The 24,045-nt window shown below is 54.8% G+C and carries 25 protein-coding genes; 9 read left to right on the top strand and 16 right to left on the bottom strand.

What is annotated here, in order from left to right:
* Positions 1-56 precede the first annotated feature (56 nt).
* On the top strand, positions 57-1,415 hold the full coding sequence (locus tag AC4IE8_RS03185) for an alanine/glycine:cation symporter family protein (RefSeq protein WP_068987679.1): 1,359 nt from the start codon (positions 57-59) through the stop codon (positions 1,413-1,415).
* A 165-nt stretch (positions 1,416-1,580) separates the two neighbouring features.
* Here the strand turns inward: AC4IE8_RS03185 and AC4IE8_RS03180 are convergent, their stop codons facing one another.
* From AC4IE8_RS03180 to arsC, 5 genes are read right to left on the bottom strand one after another with little or no spacing between them, the layout of a single operon-like run.
* The gene (locus AC4IE8_RS03180) at positions 1,581-1,943 is read right to left on the bottom strand and encodes a glutathione S-transferase N-terminal domain-containing protein (protein WP_068987680.1); all 363 of its coding nucleotides are present in this window, start codon (positions 1,941-1,943) and stop codon (positions 1,581-1,583) included.
* A 3-nt stretch (positions 1,944-1,946) separates the two neighbouring features.
* On the bottom strand, positions 1,947-2,270 hold the full coding sequence (locus AC4IE8_RS03175; RefSeq protein WP_068987681.1) for a BolA/IbaG family iron-sulfur metabolism protein: 324 nt from the start codon (positions 2,268-2,270) through the stop codon (positions 1,947-1,949).
* Positions 2,271-2,319: 49 nt separating this feature from the next.
* Positions 2,320-3,000, bottom strand: coding sequence for a DnaA regulatory inactivator Hda (hda, locus tag AC4IE8_RS03170; RefSeq protein ID WP_490790302.1), 681 nt, complete (start codon positions 2,998-3,000; stop codon positions 2,320-2,322).
* 4 nt (positions 3,001-3,004) lie between these two features.
* The gene (gene wrbA, locus AC4IE8_RS03165) at positions 3,005-3,604 is read right to left on the bottom strand and encodes an NAD(P)H:quinone oxidoreductase (protein ID WP_068988540.1); all 600 of its coding nucleotides are present in this window, start codon (positions 3,602-3,604) and stop codon (positions 3,005-3,007) included.
* 53 nt (positions 3,605-3,657) lie between these two features.
* On the bottom strand, positions 3,658-4,005 hold the full coding sequence (arsC, locus tag AC4IE8_RS03160; RefSeq protein WP_068987683.1) for an arsenate reductase (glutaredoxin): 348 nt from the start codon (positions 4,003-4,005) through the stop codon (positions 3,658-3,660).
* A gap of 338 nt (positions 4,006-4,343) precedes the next feature.
* Here arsC and AC4IE8_RS03155 point away from each other — a divergent pair, with 338 nt between their 5' ends.
* The gene (locus AC4IE8_RS03155; RefSeq protein WP_490790301.1) at positions 4,344-5,600 is read left to right on the top strand and encodes a virulence factor BrkB family protein; all 1,257 of its coding nucleotides are present in this window, start codon (positions 4,344-4,346) and stop codon (positions 5,598-5,600) included.
* A 22-nt stretch (positions 5,601-5,622) separates the two neighbouring features.
* On the opposite strand, the gene AC4IE8_RS03150 is transcribed toward AC4IE8_RS03155, so the two are convergent.
* Positions 5,623-7,236 (bottom strand): cyclic-di-GMP receptor FimW-related protein, encoded by a 1,614-nt coding sequence (locus AC4IE8_RS03150; RefSeq protein ID WP_068987685.1) that lies wholly within the window; start codon positions 7,234-7,236, stop codon positions 5,623-5,625.
* Positions 7,237-7,692: 456 nt separating this feature from the next.
* Between AC4IE8_RS03150 and AC4IE8_RS03145 the strand changes: the two genes are divergently transcribed.
* From AC4IE8_RS03145 to AC4IE8_RS03125, 5 genes are all read left to right on the top strand, one after another.
* Positions 7,693-8,175 carry a peroxiredoxin family protein gene (locus AC4IE8_RS03145; RefSeq protein WP_068987686.1) on the top strand — a complete coding sequence of 161 codons (483 nt, stop codon included), beginning with the start codon at positions 7,693-7,695 and terminating at the stop codon, positions 8,173-8,175.
* 34 nt (positions 8,176-8,209) lie between these two features.
* Positions 8,210-8,743, top strand: a complete 534-nt coding sequence (locus tag AC4IE8_RS03140) for a thioredoxin family protein (protein WP_068987687.1) — start codon at positions 8,210-8,212, stop codon at positions 8,741-8,743.
* 8 nt (positions 8,744-8,751) lie between these two features.
* A complete protein-coding gene (locus AC4IE8_RS03135) occupies positions 8,752-10,053 on the top strand; it encodes a TolC family protein (protein WP_490790300.1) in 1,302 nt (433 codons plus the stop codon).
* Between the two features lie 202 nt (positions 10,054-10,255).
* Positions 10,256-11,008 carry an efflux RND transporter periplasmic adaptor subunit gene (locus tag AC4IE8_RS03130; RefSeq protein ID WP_490790299.1) on the top strand — a complete coding sequence of 251 codons (753 nt, stop codon included), beginning with the start codon at positions 10,256-10,258 and terminating at the stop codon, positions 11,006-11,008.
* Positions 11,001-11,291: an acylphosphatase gene (locus AC4IE8_RS03125; protein WP_068987690.1), complete on the top strand. Its 291-nt coding sequence runs from the start codon at positions 11,001-11,003 to the stop codon at positions 11,289-11,291. Before AC4IE8_RS03130 ends, AC4IE8_RS03125 begins: the two co-directional genes overlap by 8 nt.
* A 188-nt stretch (positions 11,292-11,479) precedes the next feature.
* Here AC4IE8_RS03125 and AC4IE8_RS03120 read toward each other — a convergent pair whose 3' ends face one another.
* Positions 11,480-12,145: a hypothetical protein gene (locus tag AC4IE8_RS03120; RefSeq protein ID WP_068987691.1), complete on the bottom strand. Its 666-nt coding sequence runs from the start codon at positions 12,143-12,145 to the stop codon at positions 11,480-11,482.
* A 157-nt stretch (positions 12,146-12,302) separates the two neighbouring features.
* Between AC4IE8_RS03120 and sfsA the strand changes: the two genes are divergently transcribed.
* Complete coding sequence (gene sfsA, locus AC4IE8_RS03115; RefSeq protein ID WP_068987692.1) at positions 12,303-13,013, top strand: DNA/RNA nuclease SfsA; 711 nt, start codon at positions 12,303-12,305, stop codon at positions 13,011-13,013.
* 7 nt (positions 13,014-13,020) lie between these two features.
* On the opposite strand, the gene cpdA is transcribed toward sfsA, so the two are convergent.
* The gene (gene cpdA, locus AC4IE8_RS03110; RefSeq protein ID WP_490790298.1) at positions 13,021-13,860 is read right to left on the bottom strand and encodes a 3',5'-cyclic-AMP phosphodiesterase; all 840 of its coding nucleotides are present in this window, start codon (positions 13,858-13,860) and stop codon (positions 13,021-13,023) included.
* 239 nt (positions 13,861-14,099) lie between these two features.
* Here cpdA and AC4IE8_RS03105 point away from each other — a divergent pair, with 239 nt between their 5' ends.
* On the top strand, positions 14,100-15,056 hold the full coding sequence (locus AC4IE8_RS03105) for a hydrogen peroxide-inducible genes activator (protein ID WP_490790297.1): 957 nt from the start codon (positions 14,100-14,102) through the stop codon (positions 15,054-15,056).
* Positions 15,057-15,098: 42 nt separating this feature from the next.
* Here AC4IE8_RS03105 and AC4IE8_RS03100 read toward each other — a convergent pair whose 3' ends face one another.
* From AC4IE8_RS03100 to AC4IE8_RS03065, 8 genes are all read right to left on the bottom strand, one after another.
* On the bottom strand, positions 15,099-17,066 hold the full coding sequence (locus AC4IE8_RS03100) for a bifunctional aldolase/short-chain dehydrogenase (protein ID WP_068987695.1): 1,968 nt from the start codon (positions 17,064-17,066) through the stop codon (positions 15,099-15,101).
* Positions 17,067-17,191: 125 nt separating this feature from the next.
* Positions 17,192-17,707: a 3-hydroxyacyl-[acyl-carrier-protein] dehydratase FabA gene (gene fabA, locus AC4IE8_RS03095; protein WP_068987696.1), complete on the bottom strand. Its 516-nt coding sequence runs from the start codon at positions 17,705-17,707 to the stop codon at positions 17,192-17,194.
* Between the two features lie 111 nt (positions 17,708-17,818).
* Positions 17,819-19,543 (bottom strand): proline--tRNA ligase, encoded by a 1,725-nt coding sequence (locus tag AC4IE8_RS03090; RefSeq protein WP_068988545.1) that lies wholly within the window; start codon positions 19,541-19,543, stop codon positions 17,819-17,821.
* A 38-nt stretch (positions 19,544-19,581) separates the two neighbouring features.
* Complete coding sequence (locus AC4IE8_RS03085; RefSeq protein ID WP_490790296.1) at positions 19,582-19,830, bottom strand: hypothetical protein; 249 nt, start codon at positions 19,828-19,830, stop codon at positions 19,582-19,584.
* 76 nt (positions 19,831-19,906) lie between these two features.
* A complete protein-coding gene (locus AC4IE8_RS03080; protein WP_068987697.1) occupies positions 19,907-20,617 on the bottom strand; it encodes a cytochrome b/b6 domain-containing protein in 711 nt (236 codons plus the stop codon).
* The gene (locus AC4IE8_RS03075; protein ID WP_490790295.1) at positions 20,614-22,308 is read right to left on the bottom strand and encodes a tetrathionate reductase family octaheme c-type cytochrome; all 1,695 of its coding nucleotides are present in this window, start codon (positions 22,306-22,308) and stop codon (positions 20,614-20,616) included. The genes AC4IE8_RS03080 and AC4IE8_RS03075 overlap by 4 nt, the downstream gene beginning before the upstream one ends.
* 945 nt (positions 22,309-23,253) lie before the next feature.
* A complete protein-coding gene (locus AC4IE8_RS03070; RefSeq protein ID WP_490790294.1) occupies positions 23,254-23,598 on the bottom strand; it encodes a phenylpyruvate tautomerase MIF-related protein in 345 nt (114 codons plus the stop codon).
* A gap of 6 nt (positions 23,599-23,604) precedes the next feature.
* A complete protein-coding gene (locus tag AC4IE8_RS03065) occupies positions 23,605-24,024 on the bottom strand; it encodes a DUF4124 domain-containing protein (protein ID WP_490790293.1) in 420 nt (139 codons plus the stop codon).
* Positions 24,025-24,045 lie beyond the last annotated feature (21 nt).

Below are 24,045 nucleotides of genomic sequence, written 5' to 3'. Positions count from 1 at the left end.
TCGAAAATGTCCTAATTACCTGCCATGCAACATAAAAACATATAAGGGGGTATGCAGTGGAACTAATCAAAGAACTGATCGGCGGGCTGAACAGCATTGTCTGGGGACCTGTCATGCTGGTGCTGATTCTGGGTACCGGGCTTTTCCTGATGATCGGCTTGAAGCTGATGCCATTGGCACGGCTCAAATATGGATTTCAAATGCTCTGGGGAGGCCGCGAAGGCCGTGGGGAAGGGGAGATCACCCCGTTCAATGCCCTGATGACCTCGCTCTCCGCAACCATCGGCACGGGTAATATCGCCGGGGTTGCCACCGCCATCGCTCTGGGTGGCCCTGGGGCTCTGTTCTGGATGTGGTGTACCGCGCTGGTCGGTATGGCCACCAAGTACGCGGAAGCGGTACTGGCTGTCCGTTACCGGGAAGTGGATGAGAACGGCAACCACGTCGGTGGTCCCATGTACTACATCAAGAATGGACTGGGCAGCAAGTGGGCCTGGCTGGGTACCCTGTTTGCCGTCTTCGGTGCATTGGCCGGGTTTGGTATCGGTAATACCGTACAGGCCAATTCGGTTGCTCAGGCACTGCTGAAAAATGAGAGTCTCGGTATCGATCCGGCCGTTACCGGTGGGGTGATGGCGGTGCTGGCCGCGCTGGTGCTGATCGGCGGTATCCGTCGGATCGCGGAAGTGGCCGGTAAACTGGTGCCCCTGATGGCAATCGCCTATCTGTTGGCCGGGGGTGTGATCATCATTCTCAATATTTCCGAGATTCCGGCGGCTATCGGTCAGATCATAGAGTATGCCTTTACCCCGGTTGCCGCCACGGGTGGATTTGCCGGTGCTGCGGTTTGGGCTGCAATTCGCTTTGGTGTGGCCAGGGGGGTCTTCTCCAATGAGGCTGGACTTGGTAGTGCGCCAATCGCACACGCCGCTGCGGCAACCGACAGTCCGGTGCGCCAGGGCACGGTTGCGATGCTGGGAACCTTTATCGATACCCTGATCGTCTGTTCGGTCACCGGCCTGGCGATCGTTGTCACCGGGGTCTGGACCACGGGCGAGACCGGGGCGGCACTCTCTTCTGCCGCTTTTGAGATGGCGCTGCCTGGTGTTGGCGGTCTGGTTGTCAGTGTGGGTCTGGCGGTGTTTGCCTTCACTACCATTCTGGGCTGGAGTGTCTACAGTGAACGTTGCGTTGAGTACCTTGCGGGTATTAAGGCGATTGTTCCATTTCGCGTACTTTGGATCATCATGATCCCGGTTGGCGCGCTGGCGCAGGACTATCTTAACTTTGTCTGGCTGGTGGCGGATACGCTGAATGCCCTGATGGCCATTCCGAATCTAGTTGCGCTGCTGATGCTCAGTCCGGTGGTTTTCAAATTGACTCGGGAATATTTTGAGCAGAATTCATTGAAGTAGGCGGTTGTTGGAGTTTCATCCGGCTCCCCCATTGCGGGGGAGCCTCTCATTGTCTGCACCGACAACGCTGCAACACGGCCCCTGTTCTGTTTGGGTGGCTCACTCGGGAACAGGATTGTTGTTAACCATGGTTGCTGCTGAGGATCGATTGCGCTCCTGGTTGATTCAAGCGGTGTGATCTTTCACAACGTCATCCGGGGTTGCAAAATTCTGTCTGAGATAGCGGATGATGTCATCCGATTCATAGAGCCAGCGGTCACCATCCTGTTGCTGAATTTTCAAGCAGGGTGTTTGCAACTTTCCACCAAAGTGCTGCAGCTCGCCAGCCCAGTTCGAATCGCTGGCTGCATTCCGTTGTTCGATCTTCAGGTTTAACTTGCGTATGACTCGGTTGACTTTGATGCAGAATGGGCAGAGGGGGAAGTGGTAGAGTGCCAAGCGACTGGTCTCTTGATCAACCTGTCGCTGGCGCGCCGGATCGCGCTGCAGTGGTTTGGAGATGAGACTGGTGAGCCAGTGCAACATCATTCGCTAGCTCTGTTTTGAACCACCCAGACACTCAGGTGAAGCGGGTACGGTGCCGCCATGGTTGAACCAATCCTCCGGCGTCAGGGTATGCAGTGCCAGGGCGTGAACACCTCCCTCGCTCAACTCTTCCGCCAAAACCTTGTTGACCCTACGGTGGCGTTGGATCAGCTTCTCCCCTGCAAAAGCCTCACTGACCAGTACCACCTTAAAATGGGATTCTGCCCCATCCGGTACACTATGATTATGGCTCTCATCGATCACTTCCAGGTGGAGCGGCTTGAAGGATTCCTGCAGCTTTTTTTCGATGATCTTTTGTGTGGTTGTCATATCACTACCTAGTTTGAGTATTTACATACCCTTGGATCAGGGTTCTGTGTCATAGTTTCAGCGCTTCCCGGACAAAGGGTATAGTGAGTTTACGCTGGGCTGCAAGTGAAGCCTGGTCGAGTCGATCCAGCAGAATGGTCAGGAAGTGGATATCTCTGGGGGTTCTCTGTAACAGAAATTGAGCGGTTTCAACGCTCATCGACAGCCCCCGCAGTTCTGCATTACTCATCAGCAGCTCGAGTCGCTCCTCATCATTCAGTGGAAACAGATGGTAACAGGGTCCCCAGGTCAGCCTGGAGGCCAGATCGGCCAGATGCAGGGAGAGTTGCCCAGGCGGGCGGTCGCAGGCGACGATCAGTTTGGCGCCACGCTCCTGCAGTAGGTTGTAGAGATTGAAGATTGCCAATTCCCAGGCCCGCTCCCCGGCGAGTACCTGAAGATCATCCAGACAGACCAGGGAGAAACCATCCAGTCCTTCCAGCATCTCCGGTTGCAGGCCGTGTTCCGATTTGAATGGCAGATAGGCCGGCTGCTCTCCGTTGGACTGGGAGTGCTGACAGGCTGCCTGCAACAGGTGGCTTTTGCCTGAACCCGAGTCTCCCCAGAGGTAGATATAGGGATCCTGTTCGCTACGCAGGCGGGAGACCGCTTCACCGTTTCTGCCGATCACGAAATGGGCGAAATCGATCCGCGGTCTGATGCTCAGGCCGAGAGGCAGCTGGATGGGCATGGGATCAGGTCCGTTTTTCCAGCCGCAAAACGGTTTCCGCCATGCGTCTGCCCTGGGTGATGCAGATGCGTCTCTCCTCGTCGGTGATGGGTAGCTTGCTGTCACTCCCCGCCGTATGGCTGGCCCCATAGGGGGTGCCGCCACTCTGAGTGCTCAGCAGGGCGGTCTCGCTGTAGGGGATGCCCATCAGCAGCATGCCATGGTGCATCAGCGGTAGCATCATCGATAGCAGGGTACTCTCCTGCCCACCATGCAGGCTGGAGGTGGAGGTGAAGACCGAGGCGGGTTTGCCGATCATGGCGCCACTCATCCACAGCGAGCTGGTGGAGTCGAGACTGTACTTCATCGCTGCGGCCATGTTGCCGAAGCGGGTCGGGCTGCCGAGAATCAGACCACCGCAATCCCTGAAATCGGACTCGGCAACATAAGGGGCGCCCTGCTCAGGAATGGTGTCTTCAGTGGCTTCACACACCGTAGAGACTTCCGGGACAGTACGTAATTTGGCCTCCACGCCGGCGATCTCCTCAACCCCACGGGCTATCAGACGTGCCATTTCTGCGGTGGCACCGTGTCGGCTGTAGTATAAGATTAGGACTTGCGCCATAGGATTTGCTTCCATATGTGTTAGTGCTAACAGGCCCTATGGCCTGCCCGGGATCAGAGGATCTCCAGAACCTTTTCCGGTGGTCGACCGATGGCCGCCTTGCCGTTTTTGATGACAATCGGTCGTTCGATCAGCTTGGGATGAGCGACCATCGCCTCGATTAACTGCTTGCGGGTCAACTCAGGATTGTCGAGCTGATTCTGTTTGTACTCCGGCTCTTTGCGACGCATCAGTTCGCGTGGTTCCAGGCCGAGCATGTCGAGAATTGTCTCCAGGGTCTTACTGTCCGGCGGGGTTTTCAGGTATTCAACAATCTCTGGTTCCACGCCCTGGTCCTCCAGCAACTGCAGGGTCTGTCTCGACTTGCTGCAGCGCGGATTGTGATAGATCTCTGTGGTCATTCTGATTTCCTGTTTTATGTTGTTTGATGTTCATTGTATCCGGATGGTGATGGTCGCTCCATAATAATCCAGCGAGCAAGCGATCCATCCCTATCAAAATGGCGGCTTAATCGCATGTGGCCCACTAGTGGCCATAAACCTGCATTGGATGGTGTTATTGTCCTGCCGGGAAATGCCTGGGCTGGCAATCTTTCGTGATCTTTATCCCCTTCATGGTTTAATAGTGAGCAGGGTCTGTTGTAAATGCGGGATACCGAATCAGCCGGTTTATCACGCGAATCCAAACGGCCCTGTTGCCCTGAATAAGCGCCAACCATGACGCGAGAAGGAAACCAGTAATGAATCTACAGGACGCCAAACAGACCCTCTCTTCGAGCCTACGGCATGTTCGCGCCTTTCTGCGCCTGGTGTTCCACCATTTCGCGACCGATGGGGGGATACAGCATGTTGCCGCGCTGACCTATACCACGCTGCTCTCTCTGGTGCCGCTGATGACGGTGGTGCTGGCCCTGTTTTCGGTTTTTCCGGCCTCCGAGCGAATGTCGGAGCAGATCGAGAATTTTCTGTTTCAGAATTTTGTCCCGGCAGCCGGTGAGGCTGTGCAGGAGCATCTGAGGAATTTCAGTCAGAAAGCGGCCAAGCTGACCGGTGTGGGGTTTGTCTTTCTGGTGCTTGTCGCCCTGTTGTTGATGAGTAATATCGATAAGGCCTTCAATACCATCTGGCATGTCAGGAAGCCGCGTCCACCCCTGGCAAAGTTCACCGTCTACTGGGCAATCCTCTCGCTCGGACCAATCCTGATCGTGGTCAGCGTCGGTGTCACCTCCTACCTGGTCTCCATACCGTTACTCGAACAGGCCCAGGCCGTGGTGATGGTAAGATCGAAGCTGTTCAGTATGATGCCGGTACTGATTTCCGCCCTGGCTTTCAGTCTGCTCTATGCGCTGGTACCCAATCGATCTGTTCCCATGCGCCACGCCTTGCTGGGTGGCCTGCTGGCAGCCCTGCTGTTTGAGCTGTCAAAGCGGGGATTTGCTCTCTATGTGACCACCTTTCCAACCTATGAAGCGATCTACGGCGCACTTGCCGTGGTACCGATCTTTCTCATCTGGATCTATCTCTCCTGGCTGGTAACCCTGCTTGGGGCTGAGTTCACTTACTGTCTGGGTATCTATCGTGAGGATTGGCAGGAGCATGCACAGCAGCGGGGCGGTCCCTTTCTGTTGGCGCTGCGACTGCTTGGCCAATTAAGGGATGCTCAGCGGCAGGGTCTCTCCATGACCACCCGTCAGCTTCAGAGCCGCATCGCTGGTACTACGGAAGAGCGCATCGAAGCGTCACTGAGCAGTCTCTACAATGCCCACCTGGTACTCAAAGCGGATGAGAAAGGCTGGGCTTTGGCCCGAGACCTGAGGCAGGTGATGCTGAAGGATCTCTACCAGTCGGCCGCCTATGTGATCCCCGACAGGGATGAGCTGGCCGACATACCCATGGCCCTCGAGGAGCTGCTTGAGAGCTTGAACCTGACCCTTGAGCAGACCATGGACCGTCCGTTGGAGGCGTTACTGGACGAGCAGCACGGGTCAGCGGATTAAATTTAACCGGGTGACCAAATCGTTACACACTCTTGATTCGAAAGCGCTCGAAATGAGCTGTGGTTTCAAGTTGTTGCAGTGGGCTGATACTCGGGGAGGGGATCATCTCCTCGATTCGATACTCCTGACCGATGACGAAGAAATGTTTGGGCACGATGAGTGAGCTGCGGTTGTTGTGGCCCTGATCGATGAATATCCCGCCGTGATCTGGATTTGAGTCTTCTTCAGTCTGTTTATTGGCGAGTCGTAGGGTAATGGGTTCCAACTTACCTGCGACAAACTGTACACCGACTTCCAGCAGGCTGTCGCCACAGTTCATGGCCCGTTTGACGACACCCAGTTTCCAATCACTGCCCTGTTTGGTCTCATGGGTTGAGATCAGAATCAATTGTCCGATCAGTTCATTCGATACAGCCTGTCGCGGTATGCGCAAAGCGACGCCGGAACGACTTTGATTGCTGCGCAGTGCGAGAATTCTGTTGCTGCCGATGCTGTCGGCCGAATCTCGCATGCCAACCGGTTGAGTCATGGTGATCTCCTCATCACCAGGCTCTTTATTGGCGGTCTGTCCGAGCAGATATTGATAGGCGTTCTGTACCCCGATCCATACCATGATCTGGCCAGAGGTGTTATGTCTTTCACTGTCTCGCTTGAGTCGTATGTGCCAGGATTTGAGCATCCGGGCCAATAGATTGTTGGCCTCTTTGGTGGTTAGTCGATTCATGCAGGCCGGTTTGCTCTGTTCCGACTGTTCCATCCGGCGTAGCTGTTGGTGCAGCACTTTACTGACGGGACTCAGGTCGAACAGGGTAAACCTGGGCAGCGGCAGGTTTTCCAGGCAGTCTGGATGGTAGAGGTAGGGTGGCACCTCACCCAGCCGATCGATTACGTAGCGACCGGTAGCATCCTCATCCTTATCCGGTGCGATGACGTTGGCTTCATCGGCGAGTTCGTTCAGATAGTCAAAGCAGATTCTGGGTTCCCCCTCCTGCAGATGGCAAGGGTCCAACAGCAGCAGCAGGAGAAAACGGCTGTACTGATGGGATATCGTCGCCTGATGGGGTTCGCTCAGGTCATGATCCTCCATCTCCAGCAGATGCAGATTCTGTTCCCAGGCGTAGGTCATCAACCTTGAGGTATGCTGATAGGGGGAGACGCAACGGCAATCAAAATCCTCACAGGCCAACAGGTATTCGAGAACGAAATATTTGTTTGCGTCGTAGATTGCCTGCCCGAGTCGCTGCGCTGTTTTTTTATTCTGCTTACCGCTGATGCTCTGATTGACGATATGGCAATACCCATAAGCCATCTCCAGCATAACCCGTCGCACCAGGCTGATCGGTGCCTGTTGTTTGCGCTGGGACATGCCGTGTGCCAGCCGTATGGCCGGGGTGACATAGATCTGCATCAGCTCATCGCGTTTTTTTACCTGGCCGGGATAGCGGTTCAGGCGGCTCAGGCTGGTGATCACGTTTTCAGCTAGCTGCTGAGGGTTGGCGAAGGGAAGCGCGGTTGCCCACTGGGCTAATTGGTGCGGATCGGTCTCAACCAACGGATTTTCAAATGGGTCGGCCTTGGGCACAAAGAACTGAGGTTGCTTTGGTACAGGGGTCCGCTGGCTGAAAAAATCAAACATGGTGTGGTGTCGGTCCGTTTCCTTTATGCGGGTGACTAGGGCCTGTTAACAGGCCCTGGCGGAAACTATATCATTATTGGCTGCTGCAGGGATGATTAATCATCAACGCAGCATTGTCCCGCAATAGGTCTTTTTGTCAGTGGTTTATTTGATCGTAGTACAGATGAAGTATAATTCATGCGCCCTCTGAAAGGCCCCTGTTTTTTAGACAAAGTTATTGTATTTTAGTAGGTTAATTCTTGAATGTACCTGTATTGACATCTGCCATGGATAGCCTGGGATCCTCCCGCGCTTTGCTCAAGCTCTGATCCGTTTCAGGTTGTCGATTATGGTTTACCTCAATTGAACTTATCGGAATTAAGCATGAAAATGGCGGTCTGAAAGATCGTCCAAACCAGGGCTGATTGAATGAGTGACAACAGGCCCTAGACGAATACCGATCCACTGGAGAGATCTATGCATTGCAACAATCCCCTGAGCCGTATCCTGTTGATCTGTGGATTGTGGCTGTTTATCCAACCGGTCGTAGCCGAGCCGGTGGATTTTGAACTGCCGGGCCTGGATGGCAAAAATTACCGCCTTTCCGACTATCGCGGGAAATGGGTCCTGGTCAACTACTGGGCTACCTGGTGTCCTCCGTGTCGCGAGGAGCTGCCGGAACTGGAGGTGTTCCACAACAATCACAAAGATAAGGATGCGGTGGTATTGGGTGTGGCCATGGAGCGTATCGATCCGCACCGCTTGAAGACCTTCGTCGACGAACAGTTTCTCAGCTATCCGATCCTGTTGACCAAGCCGGCGGCACGTACCGAGCTGGGGCGGGTACCCGGTCTGCCAACCTCATTTCTGGTTAATCCTCAAGGTGAGTTGGTTGCCCGTCAGGTTGGACCGGTCACCCTGGAGGATCTGGAGACTTTCATAAATGAAGAGACCAACTAGGGACAAGTGATTTGCAAGCCCTAAGGAGCGATAGATGATACGAACCATCCTGATGCTGGTTTTGTTCTGCCTGACGCTTGCCGAGGCATCTGCTGCAACCCGGGATCCGGGGGAGCACTTTTTCAATCAATCTCTAGGGGATTTCAGTGAAGAGCTGATGGTCGCCAGGGAGGAGGGGAAAAAGGGTGTATTGATCATGTTTGAAATGGATGAGTGTCCCTTTTGTCACCGTATGAAGAGCCGTGTGCTCAACCAGGTGGCGGTACAGGACTACTTTCAGCAGCATTTCCAGATCTATACCGTGGATATCGAAGGTGATGTGGAGATTTCCGACTTCAAAGGAAATCCGATTAAAGAGAAGGATTTTGCCTTCAGACACTTCAAGGTAAGAGCAACTCCGGTGTTCGCATTTTTTGATCTCGATGGCAAATTGCTGACCCGTTTTACTGGCGCGACCAATAGCGCCGATGAGTTTATGTGGCTGGGTGAGTTCGTTGTGGACGGCCACTACAAGTCGACCAACTTTTCCCGGTACAAAAGAGCCAAGAAAAAGGAAATGCGCAAGTAGTGGTTAGGTTGTCGAACAGAGCCTGTTGCTGGCGATTGCTGCTGTTTCTGCTGAGCACGATTTGCGGCTGGGCAATGGCGGTGGAGCCCCTGCCTTCCCCGCTGACGCTGGAGTATGCCCTGAGTCTGGCCGATGCGGAACATCCGGATCGCACACTGGCTGATGCAGACCTGGCCCAGGCTGAAGCCGCCAGACACCAGGCCGATTCACAAGATGATCTGCGTGTCGACCTGAGTGCCGAACTGCGTGCCATCGAGCCCTCGGAAATCGCCGTCTATCAGACCCACAACGACAGCCTGGCAAGGCTCAAAATCAGTAAACAGCTGTACGATTTTGGACGCACCGCGCACGCCCTGGAAGCTGCGGATGCGGATCTGGAGTCCCGTCGCTGGCAGCTTATGGCGGTACGTCAGCAGCGCAGGCTCGATGTCATGGCCCGCTACTTCAATGTGCTGCTGGCCGATCTGGAGAATGCCCGCGACACCGAGGCTCTGTCGATCGACTACATCCGCTTCGATCGGGCTAGAACCAAAAATGAGCTCGGCAGGGTCTCCGACGTGGAGATGCTTGAGCTTGAAAGCCGCTACCAGCAAAGCAGAAGAAAGGTGACGTTGAGCGGTAACCGTCAGCGTATCACCCGCTCCCAGTTGGCAATCAGTCTGAACCGTCCCCTCGATCTTCCCGCTGAGCTGGAAATGCCCAATTTCGAAGCGCAGGACGAAGTAGGGGATGTTGATGAATTGGTGGCCTTGGCGTTGACCGGTAATCCGGGGATGCAGAAACTGAGAGCGGAGCTTCAGGCGGCACAAAAGCAGCTGCAGGCGAGTGAATCGGAAAGCAATCCAGTGATTCGTGCCCAGCTGGAGGCGGCGGCCTATGAGCGGAAACTTGGTGGACGGAATCCGCTGACCGCAGCGCTGGTGTTTGAAGTGCCTCTCTATCAGGGTAGTCGTGTGGACGCGGATACCGCCAGACAGCGGGCCAGAGTGCAACAGAAGCAGGCTGAGCTGGCGGCTTATGAGCTTGCCCTTCGACAGCAGGTTCTGGACTATTGGATGGAACTCAATCAACTGCGCGTGGCCGGAGAGGAGATCAGTGTCACCGGGGATTACAGGGATCTCTACCTGGATCGCAGTCGCACCCTGTATGAGCTCGATCTCTCTTCAGATTTGGGTGACTCGATGACCCAGATTGCCGATATCCAGTTCCAGCAGGCGAAGAATACTTATCAAATACAGTTGGCGTTGGCCCACCTCAAGGCATTGACGGGTGGCTTGCTGGAACAGCAAACCGGTACCGGGAAGCCTTAGGGCCTGAGCGTAAAGGCCTGTACCGGCCTTGAACAGGACGGCAGTTTAGTCAACCATTGACTTGCCACAGTTGAGTGGTTTTTTCAGCCGCAACAGAGATTCTGTTATCCCAGTAAGTTTGTCGTGGCTGACGAGTGGTGGCCTGGCTGGGTAAGTGGATAAAATCTAATAAGTGTAAGGGGGGGTAGTCATGAGGGTGCTGATGATAATCTGTCTGTTGTTCAGTGGACAGTCTGTGGCCCTGGAACTGGAAGCGGTGACCAACTGGTATCAGCAGGTTGAGCTGAGTACTACAGTGGATGGCATGGTCAGTCGTGTGAATGTCGGGGTGGGCGAGAAGGTCAGTCGCGGAACCATACTGATCGAACTGGACCAGCGGGTCTATACAAGCCGCCTGGCAGCCGCCGAGTCGAGACTGGAGGCGGCTACGCAGCAGAATGCGGAGGCTAAAAGAGAGTTGGATCGCTCGCTTGAACTCTACGATCGAACACTGCTGTCCGACCATGAGCGTAAGCAGGCTGAGATCGAAGCGGCAGAGTCTGATGCGGCTTTTCGGGAGGCGGATGCGCAACTGGCCAAGGTTCGATTGCATATCGATTACAGCCGTATCACCGCGCCGTTTGATGGTATTGTAGAGGAGATCCACGTCCAGCCCGGCCAGGCGGTAGTAAACCGCCAGCAGGCACAGTCGCTGCTCAATCTTTGTCACACCGGGCGAATGAAGGTCACTACTGATGTCACTGTTCAGCAGGCTGATGCCCTGAAGCCGGGCATTAGCGTGCAGATCGGCGTGCGAGGTCAATGGTTGAACGGTGAGATTTCCAGAGTGGGTCTGAAGCCGGTAGCTGAAGATGCGAATGGTGCCCGATATCGGCTTGAAGCGACTTTTCAACCGCCCGAGTCGGTGGTGATCCGGGCTGGTGAGAAGGCTGTATTGAGGATAGCAGATGAGTGATCGAAACAGCACCGGAGAGATCTGTGTGCGGTGTTTTGTTGGTGGTCGGGTGCAGGGAGTCTTCTATCGGGCTTCCGCCAGGCATGAAGCCCAGCGATTGGGGATTACCGGGTTTGCCAAGAACCTGAGTGACGGGCGTGTGGAAGTCGTTGCCTGTGGCCGTGCTGATGCCTTGGATGAACTCAAGGATTGGCTGCGTAAGGGGCCTTCAGGCGCCAGCGTTTCCGGAGTCTCCTGTGAGGTGCTCGATCAGCATAACTATGGTGACTTCACCATAGGTTAATTTGTGCTAACAGGTCCTAGCGTCTCCTAAATGGACACTAAGGCCAGCAGACAAGCTTCCGGATCAATAGGAATTCAAAGTTGCGCCTTGATCCCTGCCAGCGCTCATTGATGGCAGGCTGTGATGCCGCGTGATTCGGCCGGCCGTTAGCTTCGTTGGGTCAGTTTTTTCCAGCTGACCGGTAGCCACTATTGAGAGTAACCGGGTTGGTCCAGGGGTCTGAACTTCATGGTTGGATCAACGGGAACCTGGGTTTGTTGCTGGTATCCCTGGGCGGCAGATGGTGCAGGGTTGCCGTAGTAAGCTGAGCCACCTTGAGGTTCGGCAATCTGAGGTTGAGCATAGGTGGGGGTGGTTGGCTGAGCCAAACTCTGCATCGTCGATGGTTGATCCATGGGTCGGAACTGGAACTGCTCCTGGGGCGCGTTGGCGTAGGGGGTTGCCTGTGGCATCGCCGGTTGTGGCTGTTGATAGACGGGAGCGGCCTGCTGCTGGTAGGCGGGAGTCTGCGGTGCTGGTTGGCTGGGCTGCTGATAAGCGGGGTTGGCTGGATACTGGGTTGATGGCGCTGCATAACCAGCCGGAGCCTGAGGGTAGCTTGTGCCTGGATAGGCGCCATATCCCTGGGGGTAGTAGGGATAGGCCTGGGGGGCATAGTAGGGTGCGTCGTAGTTGTCGTAATAACCTCCCTGGTTTCTGTCATAGCCACCGAACATGTTGCGCATCGGGTTCATCATGCCACCCATCATGTTGCCTGGATTGACATTGAACTGCCGGGTATCCCCTTCAGCATGAAGATCCGTAGATCCCAGGATGATCAGTGTGCAAAGTGAAAGCCATTTCAAACGTCTCATGTTGTGATACCTCTGGTGGGGTGGTCGTTTTATCGGCATGTGGTACTTATTGTTTTTTACGATATTACTACCACATCTTATTCCTACATGATAATACACCAAGCGGATTGGCGATAAACCCGGCATAGTCCGAATTATTTACCCTGGAGATTGAGAAATGCGCCTGCCGCCTTTGACCGATGGCCATATCATCAAACGATACAAACGATTTCTGGCCGATGTGGAACTCTCGGGTGGTGAGGTGATTACCGTGCACTGCCCAAATACCGGCAGTATGTCGGGATGTTGGGAACCGGGGGCAGCGGTACAGATCAGTCACAGCGACAACCCTCGCCGAAAACTCCCCTGGACCCTGGAACGGGTGGATATGGGGCAGGGTTGGATCGGGGTCCATACCGGTCGAACCAATCCGGTCATCGAGGAGGCGCTTCGGTCTGGGGCGTTGGCGCCGTTCTCTGATTATCCCGAGGTCAGACGTGAAGTCGCTCATCAGAGTCAGGGAGTACGCTCCAGATTTGATTTTATGCTGCCGGGTGGAGAGAGGCAGGATGTCTGGATTGAAGTGAAAAACGTCACCTTATGGGAGCAGGATTGCCTCTGTTTTCCTGATGCGGTGACAACCCGCGGACGCAAACATCTGCAGCAACTGGCCCAGTTATGCGATGCGGGACAGCGGGGTGTGATGATCTATGCACTGAATCGCCCTGAAGGTGACTGTTTCAAACCGGCGGACCATATTGATCCGGAGTATGGTCAGTTGTTGCGGCAGGTGGTGCAAAAGTCTGGGGTGGAGCTGATGGCGCTACGTATTGGCCATAGCGATGAGGCGATGAAGGTTACAGGTGAGGTGCCTATCAGGCTGGATTGAAGTGGTTTCAGTAACCCATGGAAGCCAGATCGAGTCCCGAGGGGATCTCCGGGAGGGCATTCAGACCGCTGACGACTTCACCATCAGCCTGCAGACTCAACCAGCGATACCCGGGGGGAGCCGGATCGATGGCAAAGTCATCTTCACCGGCGGTGAATTGTACGCAGGTCGAGGGGCTGCCGAGAATTTTCAGACCCCGGTAGGTGGTTTCAAAATTCTGATGGATATGACCGCAGAGTATACCCTTCACCTGGGGGTGCTTCTGCAGCAAATCAAAGAAGGCCTGAGGTTGCTCCAATACCATGGTATCCATCCAGCGGCTGCCCACTGGCAGTGGGTGGTGGTGCATGGAGATCAGGGTGTGTTTGTCCGGATGTTGTTCGAGAAGTTGTTTCAGCAGGGCCATCTGCTTCTTATCGATGCGGCCGCCGTCACTGCCCGGAATGGTGGAATCGAGAAACACCAGCGACCAGCCTTTGGACTGCACACTGGGGATACAGTGAACATTGTCCTGGTTCAGCAGCTGAGTCATTTTTCCTGGCTGGTCATGATTACCGGGCAGACAGTAGGTTGGGATTTCGGTCAGTTTGAATCTGCCGAGCAACCTTTTGTAGCCACTGTCGGAGGCGTCATGCACCAGGTCGCCGGTGGCCATGATCAGGTCGGGTCTGCCCGCCTCCCGCAATGCCTGTTCCAGGATCTGGTCGAATGTTTCAAGGGTATTGATACCCAGCAGACAGCGTGAAGGGTCCGCATAGAGATGACAATCCGTGATCTGAAGTACGTTCAATCCATCAGCAGGCATTTGCCGGAATATTTCTGGCTTGTTGTCGGGATGGCTACTCATAGAGCGTTTCATCTTTATGTTTTTCAAGCTGACGAGCAATTTGATTCTCCAGGCCCCAGCAGGATGATCATTATTATATTGTCATAATATTAGATCAGGAATCATCAAATCTAAAACTGATATTTTGCTTCAATGTCCTAAACTTAGGAATTGTTCCACATTCTGCGTCGAATTCTGTTGATAGGTTAACAGTTTTACGCCAATTAATTTTTTCTATTGCCTCGTCTACAATATAGATTATGACGCTTAATGAACTACGATACATCGTTGCTGTGGCCCAGAAACGACACTTTGGCCACGCGGCCGAGGCTTGTTACGTCAGCCAGCCTACACTCAGCGTAGCAGTTAAGAAGCTGGAAGAGGAGTTGGGAGTCGGGCTATTTGAACGGGGGCAGGGTGAGGTCTCACTGACGGCAGCGGGAGAGCGCATTGTGGCCCAGGCCCAGCGGGTATTGGAAGAGGCCGGAACCATCCGGCAACTCGCCAGCCAGAGCGTGGATCAGCTGGATGGCCCCCTGCGGGTCGGCGCCATCTACACCGTCGGCCCCTATCTGTTTCCCAAACTGATACCTGTTCTGAATTCCCGTGCAGGGCATATGAGCCTGATTATCAAAGAGAATTTTACTGCGAATCTAACTGAGCAGCTGAAGCAGGGAGAGCTCGATGTGGTGGTGATCTCGCAACCCTATGAGGAGCCCGGGATCGTCACCAGACCACTCTATGAGGAGTCCTTCTCTGTGCTGATGCGGGTCAATCATCCGCTGGCCGCACACGAAACCATCTCAGTGGACCAGTTGGAGCAGGAGTCGGTATTGATTCTCGGTGAAGGCCACTGCTTCCGGGAGCAGGTGAAAGCGATCTGTCCCGGATGTCTGCAACACACCAACGGAGAAGTCAGTCTGCAGAAGAGTCTTGAAGGCGGATCGCTGGAGACCATCCGTTACATGGTGGCCAGCGGCATCGGGATCTCGATCCTGCCCGATTCCGCCATTGGCGGGGAGTCGCTGCGCTGGGATCTGTTGACTACCCGTCCATTGACTCAGGAATCGCCCAAACGCTGTATCGCCATGGCCTGGCGCAAGAGCTTTCCCAGACCCCGGGCTGTTGAACTGCTGGGGAAATCGATCAGGGCCAGTGATCTGAATGGGGTCACTCTGGTGGAGGGAGAGCCGACCGTGGAGTTGGCTGTCGGCTGAGTCCTCACCACCCGGCCACTGACTGAGCGATCAAAAACAAACTCAGATGACCCGGTCATTTCCTCCGTCGATGGGAATCTGGGCGCCAGTGGTTTTACTGAATCGCAGATCACAGAGTTCCGCTACCAACTCAGCCACATCATGGCTGGTTATCTCACACCCCAGCAGATTGCGTTTTTTATACGCTTCCACCGACAGGTCATAGTGTTTGGCTCGGATCTCCAGTACCTCAGGTGTCCAGATACCGGTGTCGAAGACCGCATCAGGATGCAGGCTGTTGATTCGGATATTGTCCCTGGCCCACTCCATGGCAATGATTCTGGCCAGCTGGTTGAGTGCTGCCTTGGAGGCGGAGTAGGCTGCCGCACCTTGTCCGGGCGCAGGAACATTCTTTGAGCCAATGACCACCACCCGTCCCTGCCTGGCGGCGGATTTGAGATAGGGGTGTGACTCCCGCAACAGGGCCAGATTGGCATCCAGGTTGACCTGCATTACCTGACGCCAGTTGGCATCTTCAAGTTCGGCAATATCACAGCCGGACGGGAAGATACCCGCATTCAGCACCAGCATGTCGAGGCCGCCGAATTTCAAGCAGGTGTCTGAAAGTGCCTGTTGCAGTGCCAGGGTATCGGTAACATCGCATTGAATGCCGAGAAAGGCCTGCTCGGAAAACAGCTGAGTGATCGCCGGATTCCGGTCGAGTCCCACCACCGCAGCACCCCGTTGTAACATGGAGGCTGCGCAGGCTTTGCCGATGCCGGATGCAGCACCGGTGATCAGTGCCACTTCACCCTGGAAAGCGGGCGCACTACCGGCCTTGCGCAGCTTGGCCTGCTCCAGTTCCCAGTACTCCACATCAAAAATGTCCTGGCTCGACAGGGCTTGCCATTGATCCAACATCTCCGCCCGTTGAATGATGCTCATGGTATGCCGATAGATATCAGCCACGATGCTTGCCTGAGCACTGTTTTTTCCAACGCTGAGCATGCCTAGATCGGGATCAAGCACCACCCTCGGCGCCGGATCGAGCATCTCCACCGGGGTGCGGGCAAGTGGTGCATGTTGTTCGAAATAGCGTTGATAGTTGCCAACATAGTCGATCACTTCACAGCCGATCATCGGCAGTTGTTTGGTGCGCAGCACATGATCCGGAGTGGCCGGCCCACGGCTGGCGATCTGCTCAAGGTCGGCGCGCTGGCAGAAGCTGAGCACCTGCTCTGTGCGGTGGCTCTGCAGGATCATCGGGGTGCCGGCGACATCGGAGATCTCCTTGCGCAAGCGGGCCAGGCGTTGCGGCTGGACTTCGCTCTGCTGCAGCTGTGGGGAGATCTCCCAGGCACTGTTTTTTTGCAGGTATTGTTCTGCTTCGTCGACCAGCTGGATCATCCTTTCATAGGATTGTCTGGCGTCATCGCCAAAGCTGAAAATGCCATGATTCATCAACACCATACCCAGGGTCTGATCGTTCGCCTGCTGGGAAAATTGCTCGGCCACCGTACGCGCCAGATCAAAGCCCGGCATCACATAGGGGATGACGACGACCCGTTGCTGATAGAGCTCTCTGATGCGCTGCTCGCCCTGAGGGGTATTGGTCAGGGTGATGATTGCATCCGCATGGGTGTGATCCACATATTTGTAAGGCAACACGGCATGCAGAATGGCTTCAACCGAGGGGGTAGGTGCGCTCGCCAGGGTCTGATGGGTCTTCAGCTGGTTGACCATCTCACTGTCACTGAGGGACTCAAGCTGAGCAAGGCGTAACAGGTGATCCATACGCACCGGGGTGAACCCAGGCGCTTCGATGCTGGCCAGATCCCAGCCACTGCCTTTGACGTAGAGGATCTGCTGATCCTCTCCGAACAGGTCCGGCTCCACGATCTTGACGGAGGTGTTACCGCCACCATGAAGTACCAGCGTGGGATCTGAACCGAGTAAGCGGGAGGTGTAGACCCGTAGCGACAACTCATTTTCGCAGGCCGCCGCTTCAGTTGGGTTCCATTGGCTCTTCATCGCGCCTCTCGCTGATTGGTACAGTTTATATGTTACACCGCACTAGGCTTCGAGGCGTGTTTGATACTCTGACGGATCGTTACACCTTATGCCGTGGAATTTTAGCTGGGAAGAGGTGGCTAACACTAAAAATTGTCGGTCGAGGTGAACAGCCCGACCCGCAGATCCTTGGCGGTATAGATCTCCCGGCCATCGACCTTCATGACACCGTCGGCCACACCAAGTACCAGCTTCCGGGTAATGACCCGTTTGACGTCGATCTGGTAGGTGACTGACTTGGCTGAGGGCAATACCTGACCGGTAAACTTAACCTCGCCTACGCCCAATGCCCGACCGTGGCCCGGATTGCCGATCCAGGCAAGAAAGAAACCGACCAGCTGCCACATGGCATCCAGGCCCAGACAGCCAGGCATTACCGGGTCTCCGGGGAAATGGCAATCAAAAAACCATAAATCGGGATTGATATCCAGCTCCGCCTGGATCTCCCCCTTGCCGAACTCACCACCCTGATCTGCAATCTTGGTGACGCGATCCATCATCAGCATATTCGGGGTAGGCAGTTGTGCATTGCCCGGGCCAAACATATCGCCGCTGCCGCAACTCAACAACTCATCGCGGTTAAAAGAACTCTGTTTGGTCATTCTGCTCATGCCTCTCAATTTAGCGATCCACCCGGCCGGGGCGGAAAAACCCCGTAGTGTCCTAGTTCGGATAGGGTTGTGTCAATCGCTCTGATGTAATTGTTGTTCAAATTATCTATTCATTAACACTGAGCTTATGTGATTGACGATGTCCGTCACAGGAATGAACTGGTTTTCCGAATCACCGCGCCCCCGATATTCCACCTGGCCCTGGTCGAGGGATTTGTCGCCAACCACGATTCGATGGGGTATGCCGATCAGTTCCATATCGGCAAACATAAAGCCGGGTCTGACGTCACGATCATCCAGCAACACCTCAATGCCGACAGCATTCAGCTGCTCATAGAGTTTTTCCACCGTCTTCTTGACCCGTTCAGACTTACTCATTTTCATTGGGCAGAGCGCCACCTGAAACGGGGCCAGTGAGGTCGGCCAGCTTATACCCCGGTCGTCATGATGCTGTTCGATCGCGGCGGCCACCACCCGGGTGACGCCGATACCGTAACACCCCATGGTCATCACCACGGCCTTGCCGTTCTCGTCCAGCACTGTGGCATTCAGCGCCTGGCTGTATTTGTCCCCGAGCTGGAAGATATGGCCGACCTCGATGCCCCGGGCAATGGTCAGTGTGCCCTGACCATCCGGACTCGGATCCCCTGCCTGGACATTACGCAGGTCGGCAACCCTGGCAGGTTGTTCGAGGTCCCGTCCCCACTGGATGTGAAACAGATGTTTGCCATCCTGATTGGCGCCGGCGCTGAAGTCTTTCATCTGTGCCACACTGCGATCCACAATGATGGGTATCGGCAGATTGACCGGACCCAGTGATCCGGGGCCGGCTCCCAGGCTTTCGCGGATCTCCTCCTCGGTGGCGAAACAGAGGGGTGTGGCGACCTCTTCAAGCTTTTCCGCCTTGATCTCATTCAGTTCGTGGTCTCCTCTGACCAGCAGGGCGATCAAGCTCGAATCACTCTCCTCGGCCGCTTTGACGACCAGGGTTTTCACCGTGTGGTCGATCGCTTGGTCGAACTGCTCCACCAGCTCTTGAATGGTTTTCGCATCTGGCGTATCCACCAGAGACATCGGCTGATCCCCGTCGCTGTTTGCCTGCGCCACCGCGACCGCTTCCGCCAGCTCAATATTTGCCGCATAGTCACTGCCACTGGAAAATGCGATCGCATCCTCTCCGGACTCGGCCAGTACATGAAACTCGTGGGAGGCGTTGCCACCGATGCTGCCGGTGTCAGCGGCCACCGGACGGAAATCGAGTCCGCAGCGGGAGAAGATACGGCTGTAGGCCTGATGCATCTGATCGTAGGTCTGTTGCAGTGACGACTGATCGAGATGGAAGGAGTAGGCATCCTTCATGAGAAATTCCCGGGCACGCATGACACCGAACCTGGGACGGACCTCATCGCGAAATTTGGTCTGGATCTGATAGAAGTTGACCGGTAGCTGTTTATAGCTGCGCAGTTCATTGCGCGCCAGGTCGGTAATGATCTCTTCATGGGTGGGGCCATAGCAGAAATCCCGCTGATGGCGATCATGAAGACGCAGTAACTCCGGGCCATACTGTTCCCAACGGCCCGACTCCTGCCACAGCTCTGCAGGTTGAATCGTCGGCATCAACACCTCGAGGGCGCCCGCCCGGTTCATCTCCTGGCGAACGATCCGTTCAACTTTACGCAGCACCCGTAAGCCCAGGGGCAGCCAAGTGTAGAGTCCGGATGCCAGTTTTCTGATCAGACCGGCACGCAGCATCAACTGGTGGCTGGCGGTTTCGGCATCCGCCGGGGTCTCCTTGACGGTGTGGAGTGGAAACTGGGAAGTACGCATGAGTAGCATTCAGCCTTAAGTGTGAAAAAAGCGTGATTCTATCCCGCATTGTCTGGCGGGTCACCATTAGACTCTGTTGCGGGTGTTGAAAGGGAGACTTTTTTGGCTTGTCGGTCGGTGATCGGCCGGTAAGCTTCGATGGTATTCCAGCATCCGGGCATAGTGGCTATCTGACCCTGCAGACGCTGCTTGACCCGACTGGCGGCAACAAAGGCACTCTGTCCTCTCGAGTCGATTGATTGCGCAGGGCAAGTGACGCGCTCAACCCTTAGGCCGACAGCCGTCAATGAGTGTCTGGCTCTGCAGCCTGAAGCACTCTGCCCTCCTTGGCCTCAGCCAGTGGCCGTTCTACGGCCCGTCAGGCTATGGTTCATCCTTCATGGCAATTGCATGAGTCTCTTCGATGTAGGCGATCTCGGCTTCGGTCAACTCGATGTTGTCGTAACCGGTCATCATGGTCTTGATGTAGTGGGTGGGTGTCTTGCCGGTTGTGGTCATGTAGATATGGATGATCACAAAGGTACCCATCAGGAATGCCGCCGCGGTATGGATGAAGGCGATCAGAGTCAAGCCATCAGCCGACCAGCTATGGCCGCTCCACAGGTCGTACACCAGGTAGATGATGCCGGAGGCCCAGAGGGCGGGACCGATCAGCACCATGAACGCCATATAGGCCATCGACTGGAGGGCATTCTGTTTCCTTTGCAGTCCTTTCTTGTAAGGGTGAGGTTCACCGGCAAGAATGCCGTAGGCATAAAATCGGATTACCTTCAGTACACCTTCTTTGAACAGATATTGCCGCCATTGGCCGGTGGTGAAATTCCAGAAGGTGGTGAAGATCCAGAGCACGATCAACGCCAATGCACCGTAGGTATGGATCACCACAGCGGTCTGAAAATCGAGCAGGCTATGGGTGCCGTGCAGGCCCAGTCCGGTGTAGAACAGGGTGAAAATCAGTATCGCCTGAGACCAGTGCCAGAAGCGCTCGTAACGGGTGTAGATCATGACATAGTGTTTTTCACCCCGTGTCTTGATCTTGGTGTTGTGGCTTGAGTTGTTGGTTTGACTGCTCATTGTGCACCTCCCTGTGATAGTTTCTTGCTGAAGATCTTGCGCAACAGGGCATGCAGCAGTACCCCAAGCAAGGCACCGCCGAGTGCGAGATAACCCAGAATATCGAGCCAGCCGAAGCTGTCCCGCCCAGGCATGTAAAAACCGTTCAGATCCGCCAGCCGTCCCTCCCTGCTATGGCAGTCGGCACATCCCATGGCGTCCTCTTTAGGGGCCACCATGTGGGTGATTGGCCAGAATGAGTAGGTCTCGACGAAATCGAACTCACCGCTGTAGGGTACATTGTTCTTTTTCATCCCCACCTTGATGGCCCGGCCGAAATCGTAGTTGCCCCAATAGGCGTCATCGTCTTCACCCCACAGGTGCATATAGACCATGGTGTTGTTGCCTTTGTCATAGGGCTGGATGGTATGCATGCGTTTGAACGGCCAGATGCGGGATTTGCCGTCGTTGTGGCTACCCTGATAGCCGTTGATCTCAACCGGTCCCTGGCTGGGATCGAATTTGGTTTCGATGGTGGTGTAGTTCATCTGGCCGTCAAACCAATCGTAATGGGGTGCCAGGTTTTCCGCGTATTCAAAGCTGCCCTTGATCGATTTATAGGTGGCCCGATGGGCACCATTGGCCTGGGTGTAGTTTTTCTCCTTGAAGCCGGCGCCATCCTTGGTTTTACCCGCAGTACGCCAGTCCCAGTCCACCATGGTGGCAACGCCACCGCGGGCGATGGTTGGGATATGACAGGTCTGACAGGCGATTTTATCGGTATGACCGTTTAGCTTAATGCCGACCAGTGAGCTGTAGTTGTGAGGCGCTTCACTATGGCAGGATTCGCATGTGGCCACATCCCGACGCTCACCGGGCAGACCCAATCCCTCGGTATCATGTGCGATCACGTTATAGCGGCTGCCAGCCCAGATATGCTGTCGGGTAACATGGCAGGTTGTACAGGCGAAGTTGAGACCTTCGGCGTCCATATGCACATCCAATTCCCGGCTGGGTCGCTTCAGGGATGAATCCAGGTCGCCATGTTTGACCCCATCACCACCACCGCCATAGAAGTGGCAGGAGCCGCAGTTTTCCCGCCCAGGTTTTCCCACACTCTGGGCCACCTTGCTCCACTCGATCGGTTTTTTGCCCTCAAACATGATTGAGCAGGCTTTGTTACCGGTTGAGTTGGGGGTTTTGTAGTAGCTGCCGGTTCGGTCGTGACACACCAGGCAGTCGATATTCTCCTGTTTGGAGAAATCAAAATTCTCATCCTTCCAGCCATAGCCGGCATGACATTGAGCGCACATCCCCTCATTGCCTTTTGCGTTGGTGCAGAAGGTGTTGATCAGGGTCTTCTTACCCAGCGTCTGGCCGCTGCTTGGATGATCGTACTCCCAGGTCCAGTGAATCGACTGCATGAAGTGACGACCCGCTTCGGTGTGACATGAAAGGCAGGCTTCCGTCACTTCCGGACCGTTGTTGAAATTCTTCTGCAGGATCTCGAATTTACTATGGTCTGCGGTCGACTCCCCATCGTCCCGGATACTCGGTCCGGTATCCTCGACGATGCGAAAATTCATATCACTGTCCACCGCTTGACTGCTGTGATCTTCGGCAGCCTGGGTGGTGTGGGGCAGGAGTAGCATCAGGGCGCACACGCCAGCTCTGATACTGGACTTGGCAGCCAGTAAGTGTTGTTTATGCATCTTGATTCCGTGATGACGGTTGTGACCGCGACACATAAACAGCTTCGGCCCGGTCCTGTTTATTCCTACCTGAAGGCTTAGATTCAGGTGCTCAATTAATGGGATGTTTTGTCCCTGTCGGGCTGAGCGTACTCGGCTTCCTACCCCATGACATTGATAATTCCCAATGCCTGTGCCAGCAGCACGCCAAGTTTCCAGGTCATGCCGATTGTCAGGGGTACGAGTAGAAAGTGGTAGCGCGCGGTGAGTGCGAACTACCAGCGTGACAGCTCTTTCATCATCGGGTCCAGCATGCGATGCCTCCTGCTAATTGAATGGGCTCAGCCTCAGTCAACTTCAGCAATCTCTGCTCCATTCACTCAGCTGTTTGAATGTAAGCACAACAGGTTTTGTTTAAAAACTGACTGAGATGCTGACTGGGCCTAACCCCCATGGGTTGTGTGATCTGCTCTCTAACCGAATGGTGGATCACAATCAGAGGGTCTTGGCCCAGTCAGTATGAACAGCATTCAAGTCTCCGCAGAGTGAGATGATGAATGCTGTAGAGCAAGCACGATCGGGAGCAAACAGGGCTGTGGTCATGGATGGTCCGCAAAAACTATATGAACTGTAAGCGTTTGTTATTTTTGATAAAAATAAAAATGGGGTGTATTTGTGCGCGATACCCTATCCGTTGTAGTTCCTGGCAGATCTCTATTTAAAATGCAGTCCACAAATGAACGCGAATAGACGCAAAGGGTGAGTTGCCTGTGAGCTGAGCCTGATCTGGCAGATTTCTCAATGCTGGAGCCACTCTGTGCCGGATGGCTTGGGTCGAAATTATCGAGACCTGCGTTCTGATTGACGAGGGTTCGTGGTGCTTCGCGTTCATTCGCCGCGAATCGAATTTACGCCTGCCACAGAGCAATGCTCGTTCGCTCGAATGGTGGGTCTATCGGTGGCCCATTAGAATGTTGCTGAATCCCATCCCCACAGATGGCGCTCTGCGGAGCTGAATTCGATATAGACTCTGTCTTCCGGGATGTGCAGCTGCTGTTGCATCAGTAGGCAGAGCAGCTTGGAGAAATCCCCGGTGCGATCCCCGGGAAGTCCGATGCTTTTCAGTTCCAGGTAGGCAGTGCTGGCGCTGTTACCGCTGAATATCATGTGAGGATTGTGGACGAAGTCGATCATCACATAACGCTCCGGCTTTCCCAGCATCTCGGCGACTGTTGCCGAGGCGATTTTCAGCACCTCTTTCAGTTGCTCATCATCGACGGCTCGATTGGTGGTGATTCTGAGTAGTGGCATATCGGTCTATTTACAATACTCTTCGATCTGTTGTTGCGCTTTCTCAATCCGCTCCTGCTTCTGCTCATCCGAGAGTCGCAGATACTCGTCGCCGGCTTTATAGAGACGGTTACCCAGGCTCTTCAGGGTCTGTAGATTTGACCTGGCCGCCTTGCAGTTCTCTTCGCGCAGCTTCCGGCTCTCCTGACTCTCCTTCTGTTCAGCCTTTTTCAGGGCTCTGTCCTCTTCCCGGTCTGCCAGATCCTGGCGTAACTTCTGTAAACGCTGTTTGGCCGCCGCCGCATCGCTGGAGGGGGCGCTGTAGGTCTTGACCACATCGGCTTTACCCTCCGGAGGGGGCGTTTGAGAGTAGGTGACGACACCATCCTCGTTTACCCAGCGGTAGGTTTCTGCGGATATTGCGGTAGAAATCAGTAACAGAAGCATGAGGAGGATTCTTGATTGCAC

The organism is Candidatus Thiodiazotropha sp. AKAK2 (genome assembly GCF_058244685.1).
This window is presented reverse-complemented; position numbering and strand designations above follow the sequence as displayed.